10 protein-coding genes are annotated in these 17985 nt (G+C 62.9%); 3 read left to right on the top strand and 7 right to left on the bottom strand.

The window, feature by feature from the left end; translation table 11 throughout:
* The first annotated feature begins 24 nt into the window (after nucleotides 1–24).
* The gene (locus HMI60_RS05485) at nucleotides 25–1209 is read left to right on the top strand and encodes an IS30 family transposase (protein ID WP_039243563.1); all 1185 of its coding nucleotides are present in this window, start codon (nucleotides 25–27) and stop codon (nucleotides 1207–1209) included.
* A 74-nt stretch (nucleotides 1210–1283) separates the two neighbouring features.
* Here the strand turns inward: HMI60_RS05485 and HMI60_RS05480 are convergent, their stop codons facing one another.
* Genes HMI60_RS05480 through HMI60_RS05465 form a run of 4 tightly spaced genes read right to left on the bottom strand, consistent with a single transcriptional unit; the run spans nucleotide 1284 to nucleotide 6611 of the window.
* Nucleotides 1284–3125 carry an IucA/IucC family siderophore biosynthesis protein gene (locus HMI60_RS05480; RefSeq protein WP_110505941.1) on the bottom strand — a complete coding sequence of 614 codons (1842 nt, stop codon included), beginning with the start codon at nucleotides 3123–3125 and terminating at the stop codon, nucleotides 1284–1286.
* Entirely contained in the window at nucleotides 3122–3712 is a 591-nt protein-coding gene (locus HMI60_RS05475; protein WP_193590702.1) for a GNAT family N-acetyltransferase, read from the bottom strand. The genes HMI60_RS05480 and HMI60_RS05475 overlap by 4 nt, the downstream gene beginning before the upstream one ends.
* Nucleotides 3709–5052, bottom strand: coding sequence for a lysine N(6)-hydroxylase/L-ornithine N(5)-oxygenase family protein (locus tag HMI60_RS05470; protein WP_193590701.1), 1344 nt, complete (start codon nucleotides 5050–5052; stop codon nucleotides 3709–3711). The genes HMI60_RS05475 and HMI60_RS05470 overlap by 4 nt, the downstream gene beginning before the upstream one ends.
* Nucleotides 5049–6611 (bottom strand): aspartate aminotransferase family protein, encoded by a 1563-nt coding sequence (locus HMI60_RS05465; RefSeq protein WP_018778977.1) that lies wholly within the window; start codon nucleotides 6609–6611, stop codon nucleotides 5049–5051. The genes HMI60_RS05470 and HMI60_RS05465 overlap by 4 nt, the downstream gene beginning before the upstream one ends.
* 288 nt (nucleotides 6612–6899) lie before the next feature.
* Between HMI60_RS05465 and HMI60_RS05460 the strand changes: the two genes are divergently transcribed.
* Nucleotides 6900–7271: a hypothetical protein gene (locus tag HMI60_RS05460; RefSeq protein ID WP_018778978.1), complete on the top strand. Its 372-nt coding sequence runs from the start codon at nucleotides 6900–6902 to the stop codon at nucleotides 7269–7271.
* Between the two features lie 74 nt (nucleotides 7272–7345).
* Here HMI60_RS05460 and HMI60_RS05455 read toward each other — a convergent pair whose 3' ends face one another.
* The 3 genes from HMI60_RS05455 to HMI60_RS05440 all read right to left on the bottom strand — a co-directional run bounded on the left by HMI60_RS05455 (nucleotide 7346) and on the right by HMI60_RS05440 (nucleotide 17173).
* Nucleotides 7346–7774: a hypothetical protein gene (locus HMI60_RS05455; RefSeq protein WP_055977230.1), complete on the bottom strand. Its 429-nt coding sequence runs from the start codon at nucleotides 7772–7774 to the stop codon at nucleotides 7346–7348.
* 92 nt (nucleotides 7775–7866) lie between these two features.
* On the bottom strand, nucleotides 7867–15183 hold the full coding sequence (locus HMI60_RS21000) for a DUF11 domain-containing protein (protein ID WP_227453656.1): 7317 nt from the start codon (nucleotides 15181–15183) through the stop codon (nucleotides 7867–7869).
* A 355-nt stretch (nucleotides 15184–15538) separates the two neighbouring features.
* A complete protein-coding gene (locus HMI60_RS05440) occupies nucleotides 15539–17173 on the bottom strand; it encodes a sigma-70 family RNA polymerase sigma factor (protein ID WP_193590700.1) in 1635 nt (544 codons plus the stop codon).
* Nucleotides 17174–17579: 406 nt separating this feature from the next.
* Here HMI60_RS05440 and HMI60_RS05435 point away from each other — a divergent pair, with 406 nt between their 5' ends.
* Nucleotides 17580–17981, top strand: a complete 402-nt coding sequence (locus tag HMI60_RS05435; RefSeq protein WP_155845952.1) for a hypothetical protein — start codon at nucleotides 17580–17582, stop codon at nucleotides 17979–17981.
* Nucleotides 17982–17985: the final 4 nt, after the last annotated feature.

Genomic DNA, 17985 nt, shown 5'->3' with positions numbered 1-17985 from the left:
ACGCTCTGATTGATGGAGCGTTTTATGGTCAAGTTGTTCCCCAAGGCTGCGCGTACTGAGTTTCTTGATTTGGTGTGTGCGGGGATGCCTGTTCGTACTGCTGCCCGGCGTGTCGGGGCGGTGCACGCTACCGGGCACAATTGGTGGGTTCAGTCTGGCCTAATGATGACCGTGAACCGGGGTGCTACCGGAGGTCTTGCCGATCCTGCTCCTTCAGTCGGGGGCCCTGGCCGTGCGTTGGGTCTGGAAGAGCGAGGCATGATCCAGATGGGTGTGCGGATGGGCCTCAGTTACGCGAAGATCGGCGCATTGATCGGGCGGGATAAGTCCGTAGTTTGGCGGGAGGTCAAACGCCACACGAGCGCGGACGGGAAGTACTACGCCTCGGTCGCTCACGCCAAAGCGCATCAGGACAGGCGCCGTCCCAAACCCTTCAGGCTGGCCAAGGACGAGGGTTTGTGCCGGCTGATCGGCGTCTGGATGGATGACGGGTGGAGTCCGAAGCTGATCTCCTCGATGTTGGCGTATTACTTCGGTGACGATCAGACTATGCAGGTGAGCCACGAGACGATCTACCAGGCCCTTTACGTCCAAACCCGCGGGAACCTGCGGGCGGACCTGGCCGAAAAGCTCAGCCTGAAACGCAAACAACGCATCCCCCACGGCACTGACCGGCGCGCCAACAGCCCCTATAAAGAGGCCTTCAAGATCAGCCAACGTCCCGCCGAGGTCCAGGACCGGGCAGTGCCCGGGCATTGGGAAGGTGACCTCATCATCGGCGCCAACGGGACAGCGATCGGAACCTTGGTGGAACGCTCAACCCGGTTCACGATCCTGCTGCACCTGCCAGGGGACCACACCGCGGAAACCGTTGCCGCCGCGATGATCCGGGAGATGGCCTCCCTCCCGGATCACCTGCGCCGGTCGATCACCTGGGACCGCGGCACCGAACTGGCCGACTACGCAAAAATCCAGACCGCTCTCGATACGACGATGTACTTCTGCGACCCGCACTCGCCCTGGCAGCGCGGCACCAACGAAAACACCAACCGGCTCCTGCGGTTCTGGTTCGAGAAAGGCACTGACCTTTCAGTGCACACCCCCGAGGACATCCGCCTGGTCGCAGCGAAACTCAACCGCCGCCCCAGACCAACACTGAACCTCGAGACCCCAGCCAACCGGCTAAACCAGCTGCTACAAGCGGCCTAACCCCCAGCGTTGCTCCCACCAACTGACTTTGCCCGACCACGATTGGCATTAACTGTCACCTCGGCCGGACCTGACTACGCGAACTTGGCCAAGGGGTTGGTCAAGCGGCCGGCCATTTGCAGCCCTCCGGAGGGGTCCGAGATGTCGAGCATCTGCTGGTTGTTCCGGAGCTGGAGACGGTTGAGGCAGGACAGCTCGAAATCCGCCGCGAACAGGTCGTGCATGGCGAACTGGTCTGCAAGCTCCGGGTGGCGCTGTTGGTATTCGCGAAGCACGGAAGCCGCGGTCTCCCAGAATTCGTCCTCGGCCAGTGTCCCGTCCTCCACGAGAACCGCGGACAGGAAACGGAAGATGCAGTCAAAGACGTCCGTGAAGATGGCCAGGACCATTTCCTCGGCAGGGATCTCGGCCTTGATGCGCGAGACTTCTTCCGGCAGCTCCAGCCGGTCCCCCATGACAACGATTTCCTCGGCGATGTCCTTCATGATCGCCCGGACCGGCACGCCGTTTTCGAGGATCAGGATCACGTTCTCCCCGTGTGGCATGAAGGCGAGCTCGTACTCGTAGAGGCAGTGGACCAGCGGCACCAGGTAGGCCTCGAAGTAGCGGCCAAGCCATTCGGTGGGCGCCAGGCCGGACCGGGAAATCAGGGCCGAAACCACGGAGTTCCCGGACGAATCCACGTGCAGCAAGGACGCCATGGTGGCCAGCTGTTGCCCGTCCTTAAGCAACGGCAGCGGACTCTCCCTCCACAGGGCCGAGAGCATCTTGCGGTAGGGCGAACCCTTGGCGGAAGCCGCCTCGTAGTAGTGGTTGTGGTAGCCGATGGCAGCGGTTTCACGGATCATGGCCAGGCCCCGGCTCTGGAGCTCCTGGTCATTGCCGATCAATTCCTGAAGCCAGTCGTTGATGGCTGGCGTTGCCTTCATGTACTGCGGAGAAAGGCCACGCATGAAGCCCATGTTCAGCACGGACATGGCCGTCTTCACGTACGCCTTCTCCGGTGAGGTGGTGTTGAAGAAGGTACGGATGGACTGTTGCGCCTGGTAGTTGTCCTCCCCCGTACCCAGGTTCACGATGTGTCGCTGGGCGATTTCTGCCGCGAACGTCACGGTGAGCTTGTTGTCCCACTGCCACGGATGGACCGGCATGAGGAGATAGTCCTCGGGATCCAGGCCGGACGCGGATAGCTCTGCGTTGAACCACGCCAAGGTGGCCGGCCCGAGTTCAGCTTCGAAGTGTGTCCGGTAGTCCAGCCCCGCGCTCGAGGTGAAAACTGCCTTGCTGCGGTGCACTGCGATCCATTGAAGCTTTACGGTTGCCCCGGTTTCCGGCGCGAACGCATGGTAGTCCGCGATCCCGAAACCAAGCCGGCCGTTGTTGGCCACGAAACAGGGGTGGCCTTCGGTCATGCTGTGTTCAATGGCCTGGAAGTCAGCGGCCGGGTCGGTCCCGCCCGTGATGCCCGCTGCCAGTTCGGCCGAGCTGAACGGCTTGCCCTGCTTATACGCGTGGCTGGCCAGCGTGCTGCTGATCTCCTCGAGGTACACCGGCAGCATTTCCATCCGGATGGCCAGTGCCTCGTGAAACTCGGCGATGAAGTCCAAGGCGTCAATGGGCAATTCCCCGCCGTCGCGCAGGCGCACTATGGAATCGGCGAAAACAGACCAGTGCTCAAGCTGCAGCAGCCGTGCACGGAAACGGTATTCGGTGGCGTCATCGTCGCTCATTACGCGGTAAAGCCCAATGCCGGCGCCTTCATCGCGAATAAGCTCCGGCACCAGGATGCGTTCGTGCGAGAACTCCGCGATTGCCTTGCGAACCAGATGGCGGTTTGCTGCCGCCCAGCGTTCAGGGGTCAAGTGCGACACGGAATCAACGGCGGTGGTCGTCGCTTTGTCGGCAGTGGTGGTCACAGGGATTCTCCTCTGGTCGCCGCGGCAGACGCGGCCAGAATCGGGGTCAGGGTGGCGAGGAAATCCTCGCGGGCGCAGAAGCTCAACAGAGCCTTTTTGTGGTCTTCGGCAGGGTCGACGGCGGGCAGGGTCACCACGCCGCGCGGGCGGAAGCCCACCTTTTCGTTGAGGACATGGATCTTGTGGTTGCGGGCGTCAGGCTCGACGACGATCCGCCGGGTTGCGGGGTCCGCCAACAGTTCCGTCATCACGGACTGCATAATGGCCGTGGTGTAGCCCGGTTGCGGCTCACCGACCGGCGGCGACACCAGCAGGTGCATGCCAACATCGCCGGGCTGGACGTCGTAAACGTCCGCCAGCGGCGAAGACTCCGGACGGTACCGCTCCATCAGGAAGGCGGGGACGCCGTCGTCGAGTCCCAGGAACGCTTGGTGGTGACCCGAGGCGGCAATCTTTGAGTATTCCTCCACAACGTCCTGCTCAGTGGCCGAAACCATTCCCCAGAAGCGGGCATACTCCTGGCTCACCCAGCTGTGAAGGACAGGTGCGTCGGCTACGGGGTCCACAGCGCGGAAGGTGAAGCTCATGCCGTCACCCCGGCGTTCTCCGGGACGCCGGCCGGCACGGGAGCGGGCGCTCCAAACTGCTGGAAGGCGATGCTGCGCTCGATCGGGTAGACCTCGCGTCCGGTGATTTCGCGCAGGATGCAGGAGTTGCGGTAGGCGGCCATGCCAAGGTCCGGAGTCACGAAACCGTGAGTGTGGAGCTCCGCGTTCTGGACGAAGATCTCGCCGGGTTCGACGCCGGTTCCATAGTTGCGCTCGACCTCGAAGCGGCCCTTGGAGTCGCGGCGGATGCGGTCGTGGATGCCGCCCAGGAAGGTAGGTTCCTTGTAGCTGTAGCCGGTCGCCAGGACCACGGCTTCGGACTCGAGGCTGTAGTCGCGGCTGTGTTCCTCGTGGTGCAGCTGGAGAGTGTGGGTGCCCGTCGCCGCGTCCCACGCCGCTGCGGTCAGTGTCGAATGGGTGTGCAGCTGCGTGTCCACCATGCCGGAGAGGCTCTTGGTATAGAGGAGGTCGTAGATGTCGTCGATCAGGTCCGAGTTAATGCCCTTGTACAGGTTCTTCTGGCTCTTGATCAGTGAATCGCGCTGCTCGCCCGGCAGCGAATGGAAGTAGTCGACGTACTCCGGCGACGTCATCTCGAGCGTGAGCTTGGTGTACTCCAGCGGGAAGAAGCGCCCGGAGCGGGTGACCCAGTTCAGCTGGTAGCCGTAGACGTCGATTTCCTGAAGGAGTTCGTAGTAGAGCTCCGCAGCGCTCTGGCCGCTGCCCACGATGGTGATGCTGCGCTTGGACTGCAGCTCACTCTTCCTCGACAGGTAGTCGGCGTTGTGGAGGACGAGTCCCCCGGCGTGCACTATTCCTGCACAGGAGTCCGGAATGTACGGGGACGTTCCGGTGCCAAGGACCAGTCGACGGGCGCGAAGCACCTCAGCGCCATCCGGTCCCTGCACCGAAAGGCGGTACACGCCGTCGTCGTAGCTGATATCCAGCACATCCGTGCTAAAACGAACGGACTCAAGCTGGCCCGCGACCCACTGGCAGTACTGGTTGTACTCGGCGCGCAACGGGTAGAAATTCTCCCGGATGTAGAAGCGGTACAAACGGCCCGTCTGCTTCAGGAAGTTCAGGAAAGAGAAAGGCGACGTCGGGTCGGCAAGGGTGACGAGGTCAGCCATGAAAGGAACCTGCAAGTGCGCCGGCTCAAGCATCATGCCCGGGTGCCAGTCGAAGGACTCACGGCGGTCCAGGAACACGCAGTCCAAGTCTTCCAGCGGCTCACTCAGCGCGGCCAGCCCCAGGTTGAAGGGCCCGACGCCGATGCCTGCGACGTCGTAGATCCTGCCGTTGTCAGGGGTGCTCATGCTGCTTCCTCCGTGGTGTTTGCGAGGAGGCTGGCGCCGGTCCTGCGGATCAGTTCGATGATTTCGTGGATGTCCCCCAGGCTGGCTTCAGCGTTGAGGAGGGTGAATTTCAGGTAGTGGCGGCCAGCCACCTTGGTGCCGGCAACAACAGCCTCCCCCGAGGCGAAGATGGCTGCACGGATGGCTGGGTTGAGGATGTCTGCCGCGTCTTCGGCCAGTCGTGAACCCTCAACCTCGGGGCGGTACCGGAACACGAGGGTGCTCAGCTGCGGTGCTGCCGCGAGCTCGAATTCAGGGTCGTCAGCCAGCAGCATGCCCACGCGGCCCGTCAGGTCAATGGCCTCGTCGAAGAGCGCACCAATGGCGTCCGCACCCATGATGCGCAGCGTGAGCCATAGCTTCAGGGCATCGAAACGGCGTGTGGTCTGGATGCTCTTGTCCACCTGGTTGGGGATCTCGGCCTTCGCGGCGCTCTCAGGGTTGAGGTAGTCCGCGTAGTAGGTGACGTGGCCAAGCATGGAACCGTTACGGACCAGGACTGCACTGGAGCTGACCGGCTGGAAGAAGGTCTTATGGAAGTCCACAGTGACGGAATCGGCCAGGTGGATACCGTCCAAAAGGTGCCGGTAACGCCCGGAAACGATCAGGCCTCCGCCGTAGGCCGCATCGACATGCAGCCAGGAATCGTAGGCGCGGACCAGCGCGGCGAGCTCGGAGAGCGGGTCAACCGAGCCGAAGTCCGTGGTCCCGGCGGTGGCCACGACGGCCATGGGTACCAGACCGGCGTCGTGAGCTTCCGCCAAAGCGGCCGCAAGCGCGGCGGGGTCCATGCGGTGGTCTTCGGCAGTAGGAATCGCGATGACGGCGTCAAAACCGAGGCCCAGCATGGAAGCCGACTTCTGGATGCTGAAGTGGCTGTCCGCGGAGGTGAAGATCCGGAGCCGGTCCAGGAGGTGCGGCAGGCGGGCGTCCCCGTTCGCGGCCCGCAGCTTGGAGACGGCGTGGTTGCGGGCGATCAGCAAGGCCTGGAAGTTGGACTGGCTGCCACCTGAGGTGAAGACGCCATCAGCCTCCGCGTTGAAGCCGATGCGCTCAGCGGTCCAATCGATAAGGCGACGCTCGATCATGGTGGCGCCCGCGCTCTGGTCCCAGGTGTCCATGGAAGAGTTCACGGCCGAGAGCACTGCTTCACCCACCAAGGCGGGGATGACCACGGGGCAGTTCAAGTGCGCTGCGTAGCGGGAGTCGTGGAAGTAGACAGCGTCCTTGAGGTAAAGCTCATCGAGTTCCTCAAGGGCGGCAGCGGTGTCAGGCAACGGACGCTCAAGGTCAACCGCGCCGACCTTCGCTTTGAGATCTGCATGCCCCACACCAGTGAAGGGCCGGGCGGTCCGTTGGACCTTGGTGGAGACGGCGTTGACTCCCTGAAGCACCTGCGCCACGTAGCTGGGCGAATTGCGGGCGTTGAACAGCTGGTTTGTGGCAGCGAGGGCCAGCTCCACCTTGGAACCAAAATCCGGTTCCTGAGCGATCCGCTCTTCGACACTGGGTGACGTCACGTCAGCTTCCTTCCGTTTGCGTTGGGGCGCTTGTTAGCAAGGTAAGCCTTACTTAGGTAAGCCTTTCCGTCAAACTTTTGTGACCTATTTCGCTCGGAAGGCGGTTTCTGGGTCCACAACTGCAAGATCGCTCCGTCATTGACTTTTACGGACGGGGTTTTGCGTGGAGAATAGGGCCGCTTTCGGCGGAGACGGCGGGTATTTAGGTCCTTCAGGAGCCGGTACCCCAACCTCGGATCTACGGGGAGTAGAGTGCAGGAACAAGGACATTCCGCGGTTGGGGGACCCATGAAAGACCACGTTCACGAGCGGATCGGTTTCCGCGAAATCGACGAGCATGGCAATGCCGTACAGGCAGTCAGCCCGCATGTTCCGGAGACAGCAGGCCCGCCGCCCAGGCGCCTGTCCGTGAACCCCTTCATCATCGCCCTCTGGGTTCTTGACGCAGGCTTGCTGTGGGTGGGGATCTGGGCCATTGCCACCGCTGCCGCGGCATTGGTCGGGCCCGCTCCGGCGCCGTATCAATCTGCCTCAACGGCCCAGTTCACGTACATGATGTTGTCGAACGCTCCTTACGCGCTCCTGGGCGGCGTTCTGCTCACGGCAGGGCTTCTCTTTTGGCATGCCATCCAGTGGCAAAAAAAGCGGCCAACCGGGTAGTGGATACCTGGTTGGCCGCTTCTCCAAAGGAACAGCGGTCCCGGCTGCTTGAGACCGGCTGCTGGAGCCGCGCGCTAGAGCACCGTGGCCCCGAGGACGCACTTGACGTCCACCCCTGGCTTGGAGACTTCTGCGTTGATGGTCCAGTCGAGAGCTTTGTCTGCTGCGGCATCCTTGAAGGTCTGCTCTCCACGGGCAAGCACGGCAGAAGTCTTTGAATCCACCCAGCTGACGGTGATCTTGACTGCTCCTTTGGCACGGGCCGGAGGAGTCACCGTCCCTTTGGCCGTCACCTTCCCGGGCGCCGTGTCACAGGAGGTCATGGAGGTTGCCTCGATGATGCCAGTGCCCGGGTTCGCCGGCTTTGCCTCGCCTGTGGTGGCGGCTTGGGTTGTGGTCGACGACGGCGGATTGCCCGCTTCGCTGCTTTGCGGCGAAGAGCAAGCGGACAGTGCCGAGACTGCAACCAGCACGCCCACGAGGCCCGCGACTGATTTCTTCATGTGATGGCTACCTGGATCTTTCGTGATGTGTAAATGAACGGACGTGTGCGTGGCAGCCGGGCTGTGAACCCGGCTGCCACGCACACTGCTACCTAGGCCTCGGAACGCTTGCGGCGCCCAGCGAGGAACAGGAAGAGACCCGCGCCAACCACCAGAAGGCTGATGGGCAGCACTGTGAGAACAACACCAGTGCTGGCCAGCGACCCTCCGGACTGATCCGACGCCGACGGCGCGGCCGGCGGGACGGTCGGTGGGAAGGTCACTTCAGCCGTTGCAGGTGGCGTGCTCACCGGCGGTCCCGCGGGCGGAATGCCGGTGGCAGTTGCCGTGTTGGCCACATTGCCTGCGTTGATATCCGCCTGCGTGATGGCGTACGTCGCCGTAGCCGTCACCGTCTGGCCGGGGAGCAGGACTCCCGCATCACCGGGCCAGGCGTAGTTCAAAGCAGACAGACCAGGCATGGAGTCGTTGACCACAACGCCCTTCAGCGGAACGTTTCCGGTGTTCTTCACCGTGAACGTGTAAGTGATCAGATCACCCACATGGGTGGGATCACCTACCGCAGAAGCGTCAGCCGTCTTGGTGAACTCCAAACCTGCCGCCGGGGTCAACGGAGTGTCCGTGGTACCCGGAGGAGGCGTCACCGAGGGACCGGTGGGAGGAGTTCCCGTGGTGGTGGCCGAGTTGGCGACGTGACCGGCATTGATGTCCGCCTGGGTGATGGCATACGTTGCCGTAGCCGTCACCGTTTGACCCGGAAGAAGGGTTCCTGCTGCACCGGGCCACGTGTAGCTCAGCGCAGAGAGTCCAGCCAGGGGGTCGTCGATGGAGACGTTGGTCAACGTGACGTTCCCTGTGTTCTTCGCCGTGAAGGTGTAAGTGATCAGGTCACCGACCTTGGAAGGCGAGTGAACAGCGGAGGCGTCAGCCGTCTTGGTGAACTCCATGCCCGGAGCCGGGGTCAAGGGAGTGTCCGTTTCACCCGGAGGCGGCGTTACCGGCGGACCAACGGGAGGAGTGCCCGTGGTCGTGGCCGAGTTGGCGACGTGGCCGGCGTCGATGTCCGCCTGGGTGATGGCGTACGTTGCCGTAGCCGTCACTGTCTCACCGGGAAGCAGGGTTCCTGCTGCACCGGGCCAGCTGTACGTCAAAGCCGAGAGGCCAGCCAGGGGATCATCAATGACCACATTCTTCAACGTGACGTTGCCGGTGTTCTTCGCCGTGAAGGTGTAAGTGATCAGGTCACCGGCCTTCGACGGGTCATGAACTGCGGAATCATCGGCAGACTTGGTGAACTCCATTGCCGGAGCCGGGGTCAACGGGGTATCCGTCGTTCCCGGAGGAGGCGTCACCGGAGGACCGGACGGAGGAGTGCCCGTCGTCGTGGCGCTGTTAGCCACGTGACCGGCGTCGATATCCGCCTGGGTGATGGCATACGTTGCCGTAGCCGTCACCGTCTGACCCGGAAGCAGCTCACCCGGAGTACCCGGCCAGTTGTAGCTCAGAGCCGACAACCCAGCCAGCTGATCCGTGATGGTCACGTTCTTCAACGTGACGTTGCCCGTGTTCTTCGCCGTGAATGCGTACTTGACGATGTCACCCACCTTGGTGGGGTTCTGGACCCCCGAGGCGTCCGCCGTCTTGGTGAACTCCATCGCCGGAGCCGGGGTCAACGGGGTGTCCGTCGTTCCCGGAGGGGGCGTGACCGGAGGACCGGACGGCGGAGTGCCCGTCGTCGTGGCGCTGTTGGCGACATGGCCGGCGTCGATATCCGCCTGCGTCACCGCGTAGGTTGCCGTAGCCGTCACCGTCTCACCGGGCAGCAGGATTCCTGCAGCACCGGGCCAGGTGTACGTCAACGCCGACAAGCCAGCCAACGGATCCGTGATTGCCACGTTCTTCAGCGTGACGTTGCCACTGTTCTTCGCCGTGAACGTGTAAGTGATCACGTCGCCCACTTCGGCGGGGTTCTGAACAGCCGAGGCATCCGCCGACTTGGTGAACTCCATCGCCGGAGCAGGGGTCAACGGGGTATCCGTCGTTCCCGGAGGAGGCGTCACCGGAGGACCGGTGGGAGGAGTACCAGTAGTGGTGGCCGAGTTCGCAACGTGGCCCGCCTCGATATCCGCCTGCGTCACCGCGTACGTTGCCGTAGCCGTCACGGTCTGGCCCGGAAGCAGCTCGCCTGCGGTGCCCGGCCAGGAGTAGACCAAAGCCGAGAGACCAGCCAACTGATCCGTGATGGTCACGTTCTTCAGCGTGACGTTGCCCGTGTTCTTCGCGGAGAAGGAATACGTGATCACGTCGCCCACCTTGGTGGGGTTCTGGATTGCCGAGGCATCCGCCGTCTTGGTGAACTCCATGCCCGGCTCGGGGGTCAACGGAGTGTCCGTCGTTCCCGGAGGAGGCGTGACCGGAGGACCGGACGGCGGAGTACCAGTGGTGGTGGCGCTGTTGGCGACATGACCGGCGTCGATATCCGACTGGGTGATGGCGTACGTTGCCGTAGCCGTGACGGTCTGGCCCGGAAGCAGCTCGCCCGGAGTACCCGGCCAAACGTAGTTCAGGGCGGACAACCCAGCCAGGGGATCCGTGATGGAAACGTTGCTCAGGTTCACGTTGCCGGTGTTCTTCGCCGTGAAGGTATACGTGATCACGTCACCGACCATGGAAGGATCCTTGACGGCCGACGTATCAGCTGACTTGGTGAACTGCATGGCCGGAGCCGGGGTCAACGGAGTGTCCGTCGTTCCCGGAGGAGGCGTCACCGGAGGACCAACAGGCGGGGTGCCCGTCGTCGTGGCCGAGTTCACCACATGACCTGCATTGATGTCAGCCTGGGTAATGGCATACGTTGCCGTAGCCGTCACCGTCTGACCCGGAAGCAGCTCGCCCGGAGTGCCCGGCCAAACGTAGCTCAGGGCAGACAACCCAGCCAACGGGTCAGTGATGGAAACGTTCTTCAACGTGACGTTGCCGGTGTTCTTGGCCGTGAACGTGTAGGTGATGATGTCACCCACAACCGACGGATCCTGGATCGCCGAGGAGTCAGCAGACTTGGTGAACTCCATCGCCGGAGCCGGGGTCAACGGGGTGTCCGTCGTTCCCGGAGGAGGCGTCACCGGAGGACCGGATGGCGGAGTACCAGTGGTGGTGGCACTGTTGGCGACATGGCCGGCGTCGATATCCGCCTGCGTGATGGCGTACGTTGCCGTAGCCGTGACGGTCTGGCCCGGGAGCAACTCGCCGGGAGTTCCCGGCCAGGTGTAAGCCAGAGCCGACAGACCAGCCAGCGGGTCAGTGATGGAAACGTTGCTCAACTTCACGTTGCCGGTGTTCTTCGCCGTGAAGGTGTAGATGATGCGGTCACCTACTACGGACGGGTTCTGGATACCGGAGGCGTCCGCCGTCTTGGTGAACTGCATGGCCGGAGCCGGGGTCAACGGGGTGTCCGTCGTTCCCGGAGGAGGCGTGACCGGAGGACCAACAGGCGGGGTGCCCGTCGTCGTGGCGCTGTTGGCGACATGACCGGCGTCGATATCAGCCTGGGTGATTGCATACGTTGCCGTAGCCGTGACGGTCTGGCCCGGAAGCAACTCACCGGCAGTACCCGGCCAGGTGTAAGCCAAAGCTGACAGACCAGCCAGCGGGTCAGTGATGGAAACGTTGCTCAACTTCACGTTGCCCGTGTTCTTCGCCGTGAACGTGTAGGTGATGCGGTCACCTACTACGGACGGGTTCTGGATGCCGGAGGCATCCGCCGACTTGGTGAACTCCATCGCCGGAGCCGGGGTCAACGGGGTGTCCGTCGTCCCCGGAGGAGGCGTGACCGGAGGACCGGACGGAGGAGTACCAGTGGTGGTGGCGCTGTTGGCGACATGGCCGGCGTCGATATCCGCCTGCGTCACCGCGTAGGTTGCCGTAGCCGTCACGGTCTGGCCCGGAAGCAGTTCACCCGGGGTGCCCGGCCAGTTGTATGCCAGGGCAGACAAACCAGCCAGCGGATCCGAGATGGAGACGTTCTTCAGCGTGACGTTGCCCGTGTTCTTCGCGGAGAAGGAGTACGTGATCACGTCACCCACCTTGGTGGGGTTCTGAACAGCTGAGGAGTCAGCCGACTTGGTGAACTCCATGGCCGGACCCGGGGTCAACGGAGTGTCCGTCGTTCCCGGAGGAGGCGTCACCGGAGGACCGGACGGAGGAGTACCCGTCGTCGTGGCGCTGTTAGCCACGTGACCGGCGTCGATATCCGCCTGGGTGATGGCATACGTTGCCGTAGCCGTCACCGTCTGACCGGGAAGCAGTTCACCCGGGGTGCCCGGCCAGTTGTAGGCCAAAGCCGAAAGACCAGCCAGCGGATCCGTGATTGAGACGTTGCTCAACTTCACATTGCCGGTGTTCTTCGCCGTGAACGTGTAGGTGATCTTGTCGCCAACTACCGAAGGCGACTGGACCTCGGATGCGTCCGCCGTCTTGGTGAACTCCATGGCCGGGCCAGGGGTCAGCGGTGTATCGGTGCCCGCAGGGGGCGGGGTCACGGCAGGACCTGTGGGAGGGGTACCGGTGGTGGTTGCCGTGTTCGCAACGTGACCGGCCTCGATGTCCGCCTGGGTCACTGCGTAGCTTGCCGTAGCCGTCACGGTCTGCCCCGGAAGCAGTTCACCCGCGGTGCCCGGCCAGGTGTAAGCCAAAGCCGACAAACCAGCCAGCGGATCCGTGATGGAGACGTTGGTCAACTTCACGTTGCCGGTGTTCTTCGCCGTGAAGGTGTAAGTGATCACGTCGCCCACCTTGGTGGGGTTCTGAACAGCTGAGGCATCCGCCGTTTTGGTGAGCTCCATGGCCGGAGCCGGGGTCAACGGGGTGTCCGTCGTTCCCGGAGGAGGCGTCACCGGAGGACCAACGGGCGGGGTGCCCGTGGTGGTTGCCGCGTTGGCCACGTGGCCGGCCTCGATGTCGGCCTGGGTGATGGCGTACGTTGCCGTAGCCGTCACTGTCTGGCCCGGGAGCAACTCGCCCGGAGTGCCCGGCCAGGTGTAAGCCAAAGCCGACAGACCAGCCAACGGATCCGTGATGGAAACGTTCTTCAACGTCACGTTGCCGGTGTTCTTCGCCGTGAACGTGTAGGTGATGACGTCACCCACGACGGAGGGGTTCCGGATAGCCGAAGCGTCCGCCGTCTTGGTGAACTCCATGGCCGGGCCAGGAGTCAGCGGTGTATCGGTGCCCGCAGGGGGCGGGGTCACGGCAGGACCTGTGGGAGGGGTTCCCGTGGTGGTTGCCGTGTTCGCAACGTGACCGGCGTCGATATCCGCCTGGGTGATGGCATACGTTGCCGTAGCCGTGACGGTCTGGCCCGGGAGCAACTCGCCCGGAGTGCCCGGCCAGGAGTAAGCCAGAGCCGACAGACCAGCCAGCGGGTCATCGATGGAAACGTTGCTCAACTTCACGTTGCCCGTGTTCTTCGCCGTGAAGGTGTAGGTGATGATGTCGCCGACGACGGACGGGTTCTGGATGTCGGATGCATCGGCCGACTTGCTGAATTCCATGGCGGGGCCAGGAGTCAGCGGAGTGTCGGTGGTGCCGGGCGGCGGGATGACGGGCGGACCGGTCGGAGGATTACCCGAGGTGGTGGCCGAGTTGGCTACGTGTCCTGCGTCGATGTCCGCCTGCGTGATGGAGTAGGTTGCCATGGCGGTGACAGTCTCGCCCGGAAGCAGAGTACCCGGGGTGCCGGGCCAGCTGTACGTCAGGGTGGAGAGGCCAGCCAGCGGATCGGTGATGACAACATCCGTCAACGCCACATTTCCGGTGTTCGTAGCCGTGAACGTGTAGGTGATCTTGTCGCCCACTACAGCCGGCGACTGAATCCCGGACGCGTCCGCGCTCTTGGTGAACGTCATCGAAGGAGCCGACTGCGCGGTGTTGGTCAGCACGCAGTCAATGTCGGCGCCGGCCACAGGTACCAGCGCCAGGGATCCCTCAAATGCAACGCCGCTTGGCAGATTGGCCTGCAGTCCGTTGGCATCTGTACAGGTGATGGTCTTCGCGTAATCGGACAAGTTGGAGCCACCCGACTCGGTCAGGTAGTAGCTGGCACCAGTGTCAGCGACGTACTTCCCCGTGGTGCCGGTTCCGGTCGAAACGGTGGAGCCGGAACCACTGGTGGTGGAGTTGACGGGGTTGCTGACAACCTGCCCGGTGGCAGAGCCCGAACGGATCTCCATGGTGAACTGATCAGCATCAGACAATCGCGGAGCGTCCAGGGCCTTGCTCAAGGTAATCCGGGGAGCGCGGACAATGAGCGTCGCGTCTGCCGGCGGGTTCAGGTTGGTGACGATGTTTCCCGGACCATTGATGTACGTTCCCTCGGTATCCGAAGTGACGTCAACCGTGATGGTGCATGACTCCATGCCGGCCGCGAGGTCGCCGCCGGTGACGGAGATGGAATTGCCGCCGGCGACCGCCGTCTTGACGAACGGCGCAGTGCCCGCAGCCTGAACACAGGTCCCGCCAATATTGGGGGTAGCTGCGACAACCAGCCCGGCCGGAAGGGTATCCGTAATGGACCAGTCGCTCTTGGCCTTGACGTCGTCAGTGTTGGTTACGGTCAGGGTAACCGTGGAGGTTCCACCCGGCCCGATGAGGGCAGGCGTGAAAGCTTTGTCCAGCTGCGGCGTTACATCCACGATCTGGGGAAGGTCGAAGGTCACATCGTTGCCCGACCCGGTGGTTGCTTCGTTGCGAAGCTCCAAGCCCAACGACGGCGAGGTGCCCTCGGGAATCTTGAACGCGCCGGACTGCAGCTTGGTGACCTGGACTTCCGGCGAGGTGCTGCCGCCGCAGGGGTCAAGACCCGTCCCCAGCACGATCGGTGTGCCGTTGACCAGGAGGCTGAAAGTCTCGCTGGCGTGCGCCGCGTGGCAGTTAACCTCCGCAAAGTACGCCGAGACAGCGTAGTAGTGGCCGGATACGGCTGGGATGGAATTCTTTGTCGTCCGGAACATCACGCCGGGATCGATCACGCCGGAGCTTGCGTTGGTGTACTCGGAGAGAGCCTGGTTGCTGGCGGCTTGGGCAGCAGTTTGGCCTTGAGCGAGGCCAAGCGCCTGAGCCATGGACCGGATCTGGTTCCAGCCTGCCGGTTGGTTCCTGTAGCAACCCAGGTCGGTTGGCGGCGTTGGTGTTGAAGAGTTGAGGATCCATCCGTCGCACTGCCCGCCGGCGGGCGTATACGGGGTATCGGCCGTGTACGTCTCATTGGCGGCGGCGGCGCCTCCGGTGTAGTTCAGGAGGCTGATGGCATTACTTGTCGCGTTCTGGTTGGAGAAATCCTCCGTGTAGACCGGCGTCCCTGGCTGGGTGACGCCCGGGGTTCCCGGCGTGGTTGCCAGGGCTGGCGGCGCCATGGCACCACCCACTCCCAGGGAAATTATGGCTGTAGCGAGCGCACCCGCCAACAGCTTTCTTGGATATGAATGTTTCATTGGCTCTCTTGCCTGTCTGGACCACGCCTGGGATCCGGTCGAGCTTGGAATCCTCGCGTGATGGCTGTGAAATGCGGAAGGCTACTCCCAGTTGCCTTGTGCGCTTCCATAACCATTCGTGACGCAGAAAAGCGCCAAATTTTCCTGACAGCACCAGGGCATAGAGCACCCAACTTCTTAGTGGGCGAAACTCACGAATCGTGACGCGAAATCAGCAAGAATTTTTTCAAGCCGCCAAGAACAGCCCTTTCGGGCGCCTTAATGACTTTCGGGCGCCTTAATGAAAGGTATTGGTGAACGTCTTCGGCACGATTCCTTGCCCGCTGAACTGGTAGTCCAGGGTTCCGCTCTCCGCACCGTCAGGCAGGGTCACGGCGACGACAAAGGTCAACTGCTGCGGGTCCAGCGTGGCTGTGGTGCACCGGATCCGGCGAGCCTCGGATGCGCTGCACTCCCAGCCCTCCGGCACCACTGTCTTCCCTGCTATGAAAGTAGCGTCCGCCGGCAGGGCAAAGACCACTTCTCCGGATGTCGGCGAACCATCCCCGGCCAGGGAAAACTGGACGCCAAGGTCGCGTTCAAGGGGGCTTGGTCCCTGGCTGGCCGAGAACGTCGCCTCAACCGTTTGCGTCAAGGGTGCCGCCGAAGCGGTGGCCTGCGGCGCCGTCGTCGAATAGATGACGCCCGGGTCTACCACAACAGCGCGCCTTCCCGACGGCTCTTCCGGCGGAATCACGACGGCGGGAGGTTGACTGGGGGCCAAAGATGGCACAGCCGTTGGGGCAACGACAGGGAGGAGGGGCGGCTCCACAATGGCACTGGGTTCAGGCGACGCACTGCTGCTTGGAACCGGGGCCGGCGCCGTTTCCTCGGCCGTCGGAATACTGGCAGGAGATTCTGCAACAACTACAGAAGCGGGACCGGGTTCGGGTTGCAGGAACCAGGTGATGACCCCCGCCAGAGCTGCGGCACCCACCACCATGGCCGCCGGGATTTTCCAGGATTGGCTGACTCCGTGAAGGCCAACGACGGCGGCCTTGCCGCCGCCCGCTGCGACACCGCCTCCCGCTGCGACACCGGCGCCTGGCCACCCGACCGCTGCGGCAGCTGCCGGGGTAAAGGCAACGCCCGCAACCAAGGGGAAAAGGATGGCACGCATGCCGCCCTGGACGTCATTGAGTTCCATCAACAACGCGGTGCACTTGGCACAGTCTTCCAGGTGGGCACCCACTTTTTCCTTGGACGTGCGTTTGAGGGCGTTGCGCACATACTTGCCGAGCTGGCTGGCAAATTCGTCGCAGGCCTGGTCAACGCTGCGGCTGATGTGGTGTTGCAGGTAGGCCTGACGCAAACCTTCCCTGGCCCGGATGGCCAAGGATGAGACGCCGTTCGGCGTGAGACCCACCAGTGGCGCAACAGCAGCCGGCTTCAATCCCTCGATATCAAGGTGGAAGAGAACGGCCTGCCAACGTTCCGGCAGCGATTTGAAGGCATTGGCCATGATGCTCGACTCAAGATCGCCAACCACGGGATCGTCATCATGGACGGCCGCGTCCAGGATGGCGTCGTCCGCGGCGGTTTGCGTGAGCCTGGCTTTTCGGTTGCGTTCATGCGCCGTACGCCGCACCACCGTCAGGAGGTAGGAACGGAAAAACTCCTTGGGGCCTTTGCCGTCCTTCAAGGACTGGAAGATGGTGGCAAAGGCCTCTGCGACGACATCATCGGCGTCGCTGGGGTTGTCGGACTGTGTACGCGCGACGTAGTGGGCGATCTGAACGTGCCGCTTGTAGAGGGTGTCAAAGGCGTCCGTGACGCCCTGGCGGACAAGGTTCAGGATATGGGGATCGCTGTCATTTTCGGCAGCCAAAGTTGGGGACGCCCCACCGGCCCCGGACACTAATACTTGATCCATAAACAATAGTGTGACACCAGATTGCATCTTGACTTGAATCACAGGTTACTTAGGACTATAAGGGGCGAAAAGTTTCGTCGAATAAGCGACATAAAACTGTTCCCGCCACCACGAATAAGCGACATAAAACTGTTCCCGCCACCACTAATCAGGCATGAAGTTTCACAACTCCGGCGAAGTGCGACGAGTAGCGCGTTTCAAAGGGCGGTCGTCATTGTCGAGGGCGGTCCGGAGTGTCTCCGCGGGCACCGCAATCCACTCGCGAAGTGCGAAAACACCGTTTTCGCACTTCCGGCATCACGGCAACCGGCCGCTGGTTGCGCAAGCGAAATGCATCACATTGATCCACGGCGCGGACAAGTGCACGGCCGTCCCCGGTGAGACGGTGATCTTCACGGCATGGATCATGAACGACTCCACGTGCCATCTCCGTAACATTCGTCTTATTCCGCGGTCCTTCACGAACGAGGCCATGGAGCCCCTGGTTTATACCTCCAGCCCGGACCGTCGCCATCTGTCAGTCGGCTCCCTGGCCCCGGGCGAAGGCGTCATGCGGAGTTTCTCCTACCGCGTCACGGAGTCGGACCATGTCCACGGCGGCAGCCTGGTAAGTGCCATGCAGGTCAGGGCGTGGTGCCGCGGCCAGGAAGTTGTTGACGAACACGACGCCATCGTGGCGCTCTCGGATGCGCGGCTGGATTGGCTTCCACGGTCATCGCGACCAGGCCTGGGCTACTGGGCTTCAGCAACGGTCACGTCAGTCTCGCCGCGACGAAGGCCGCATTCGCCGAGAGGGCGGACCGACTGACCCG

Origin of the sequence: Paenarthrobacter sp. YJN-D (genome assembly GCF_015040335.1) — a bacterium.
Taxonomy (GTDB): Bacteria; Actinomycetota; Actinomycetes; order Actinomycetales; family Micrococcaceae; genus Arthrobacter; species Arthrobacter nicotinovorans.
This window is presented reverse-complemented; position numbering and strand designations above follow the sequence as displayed.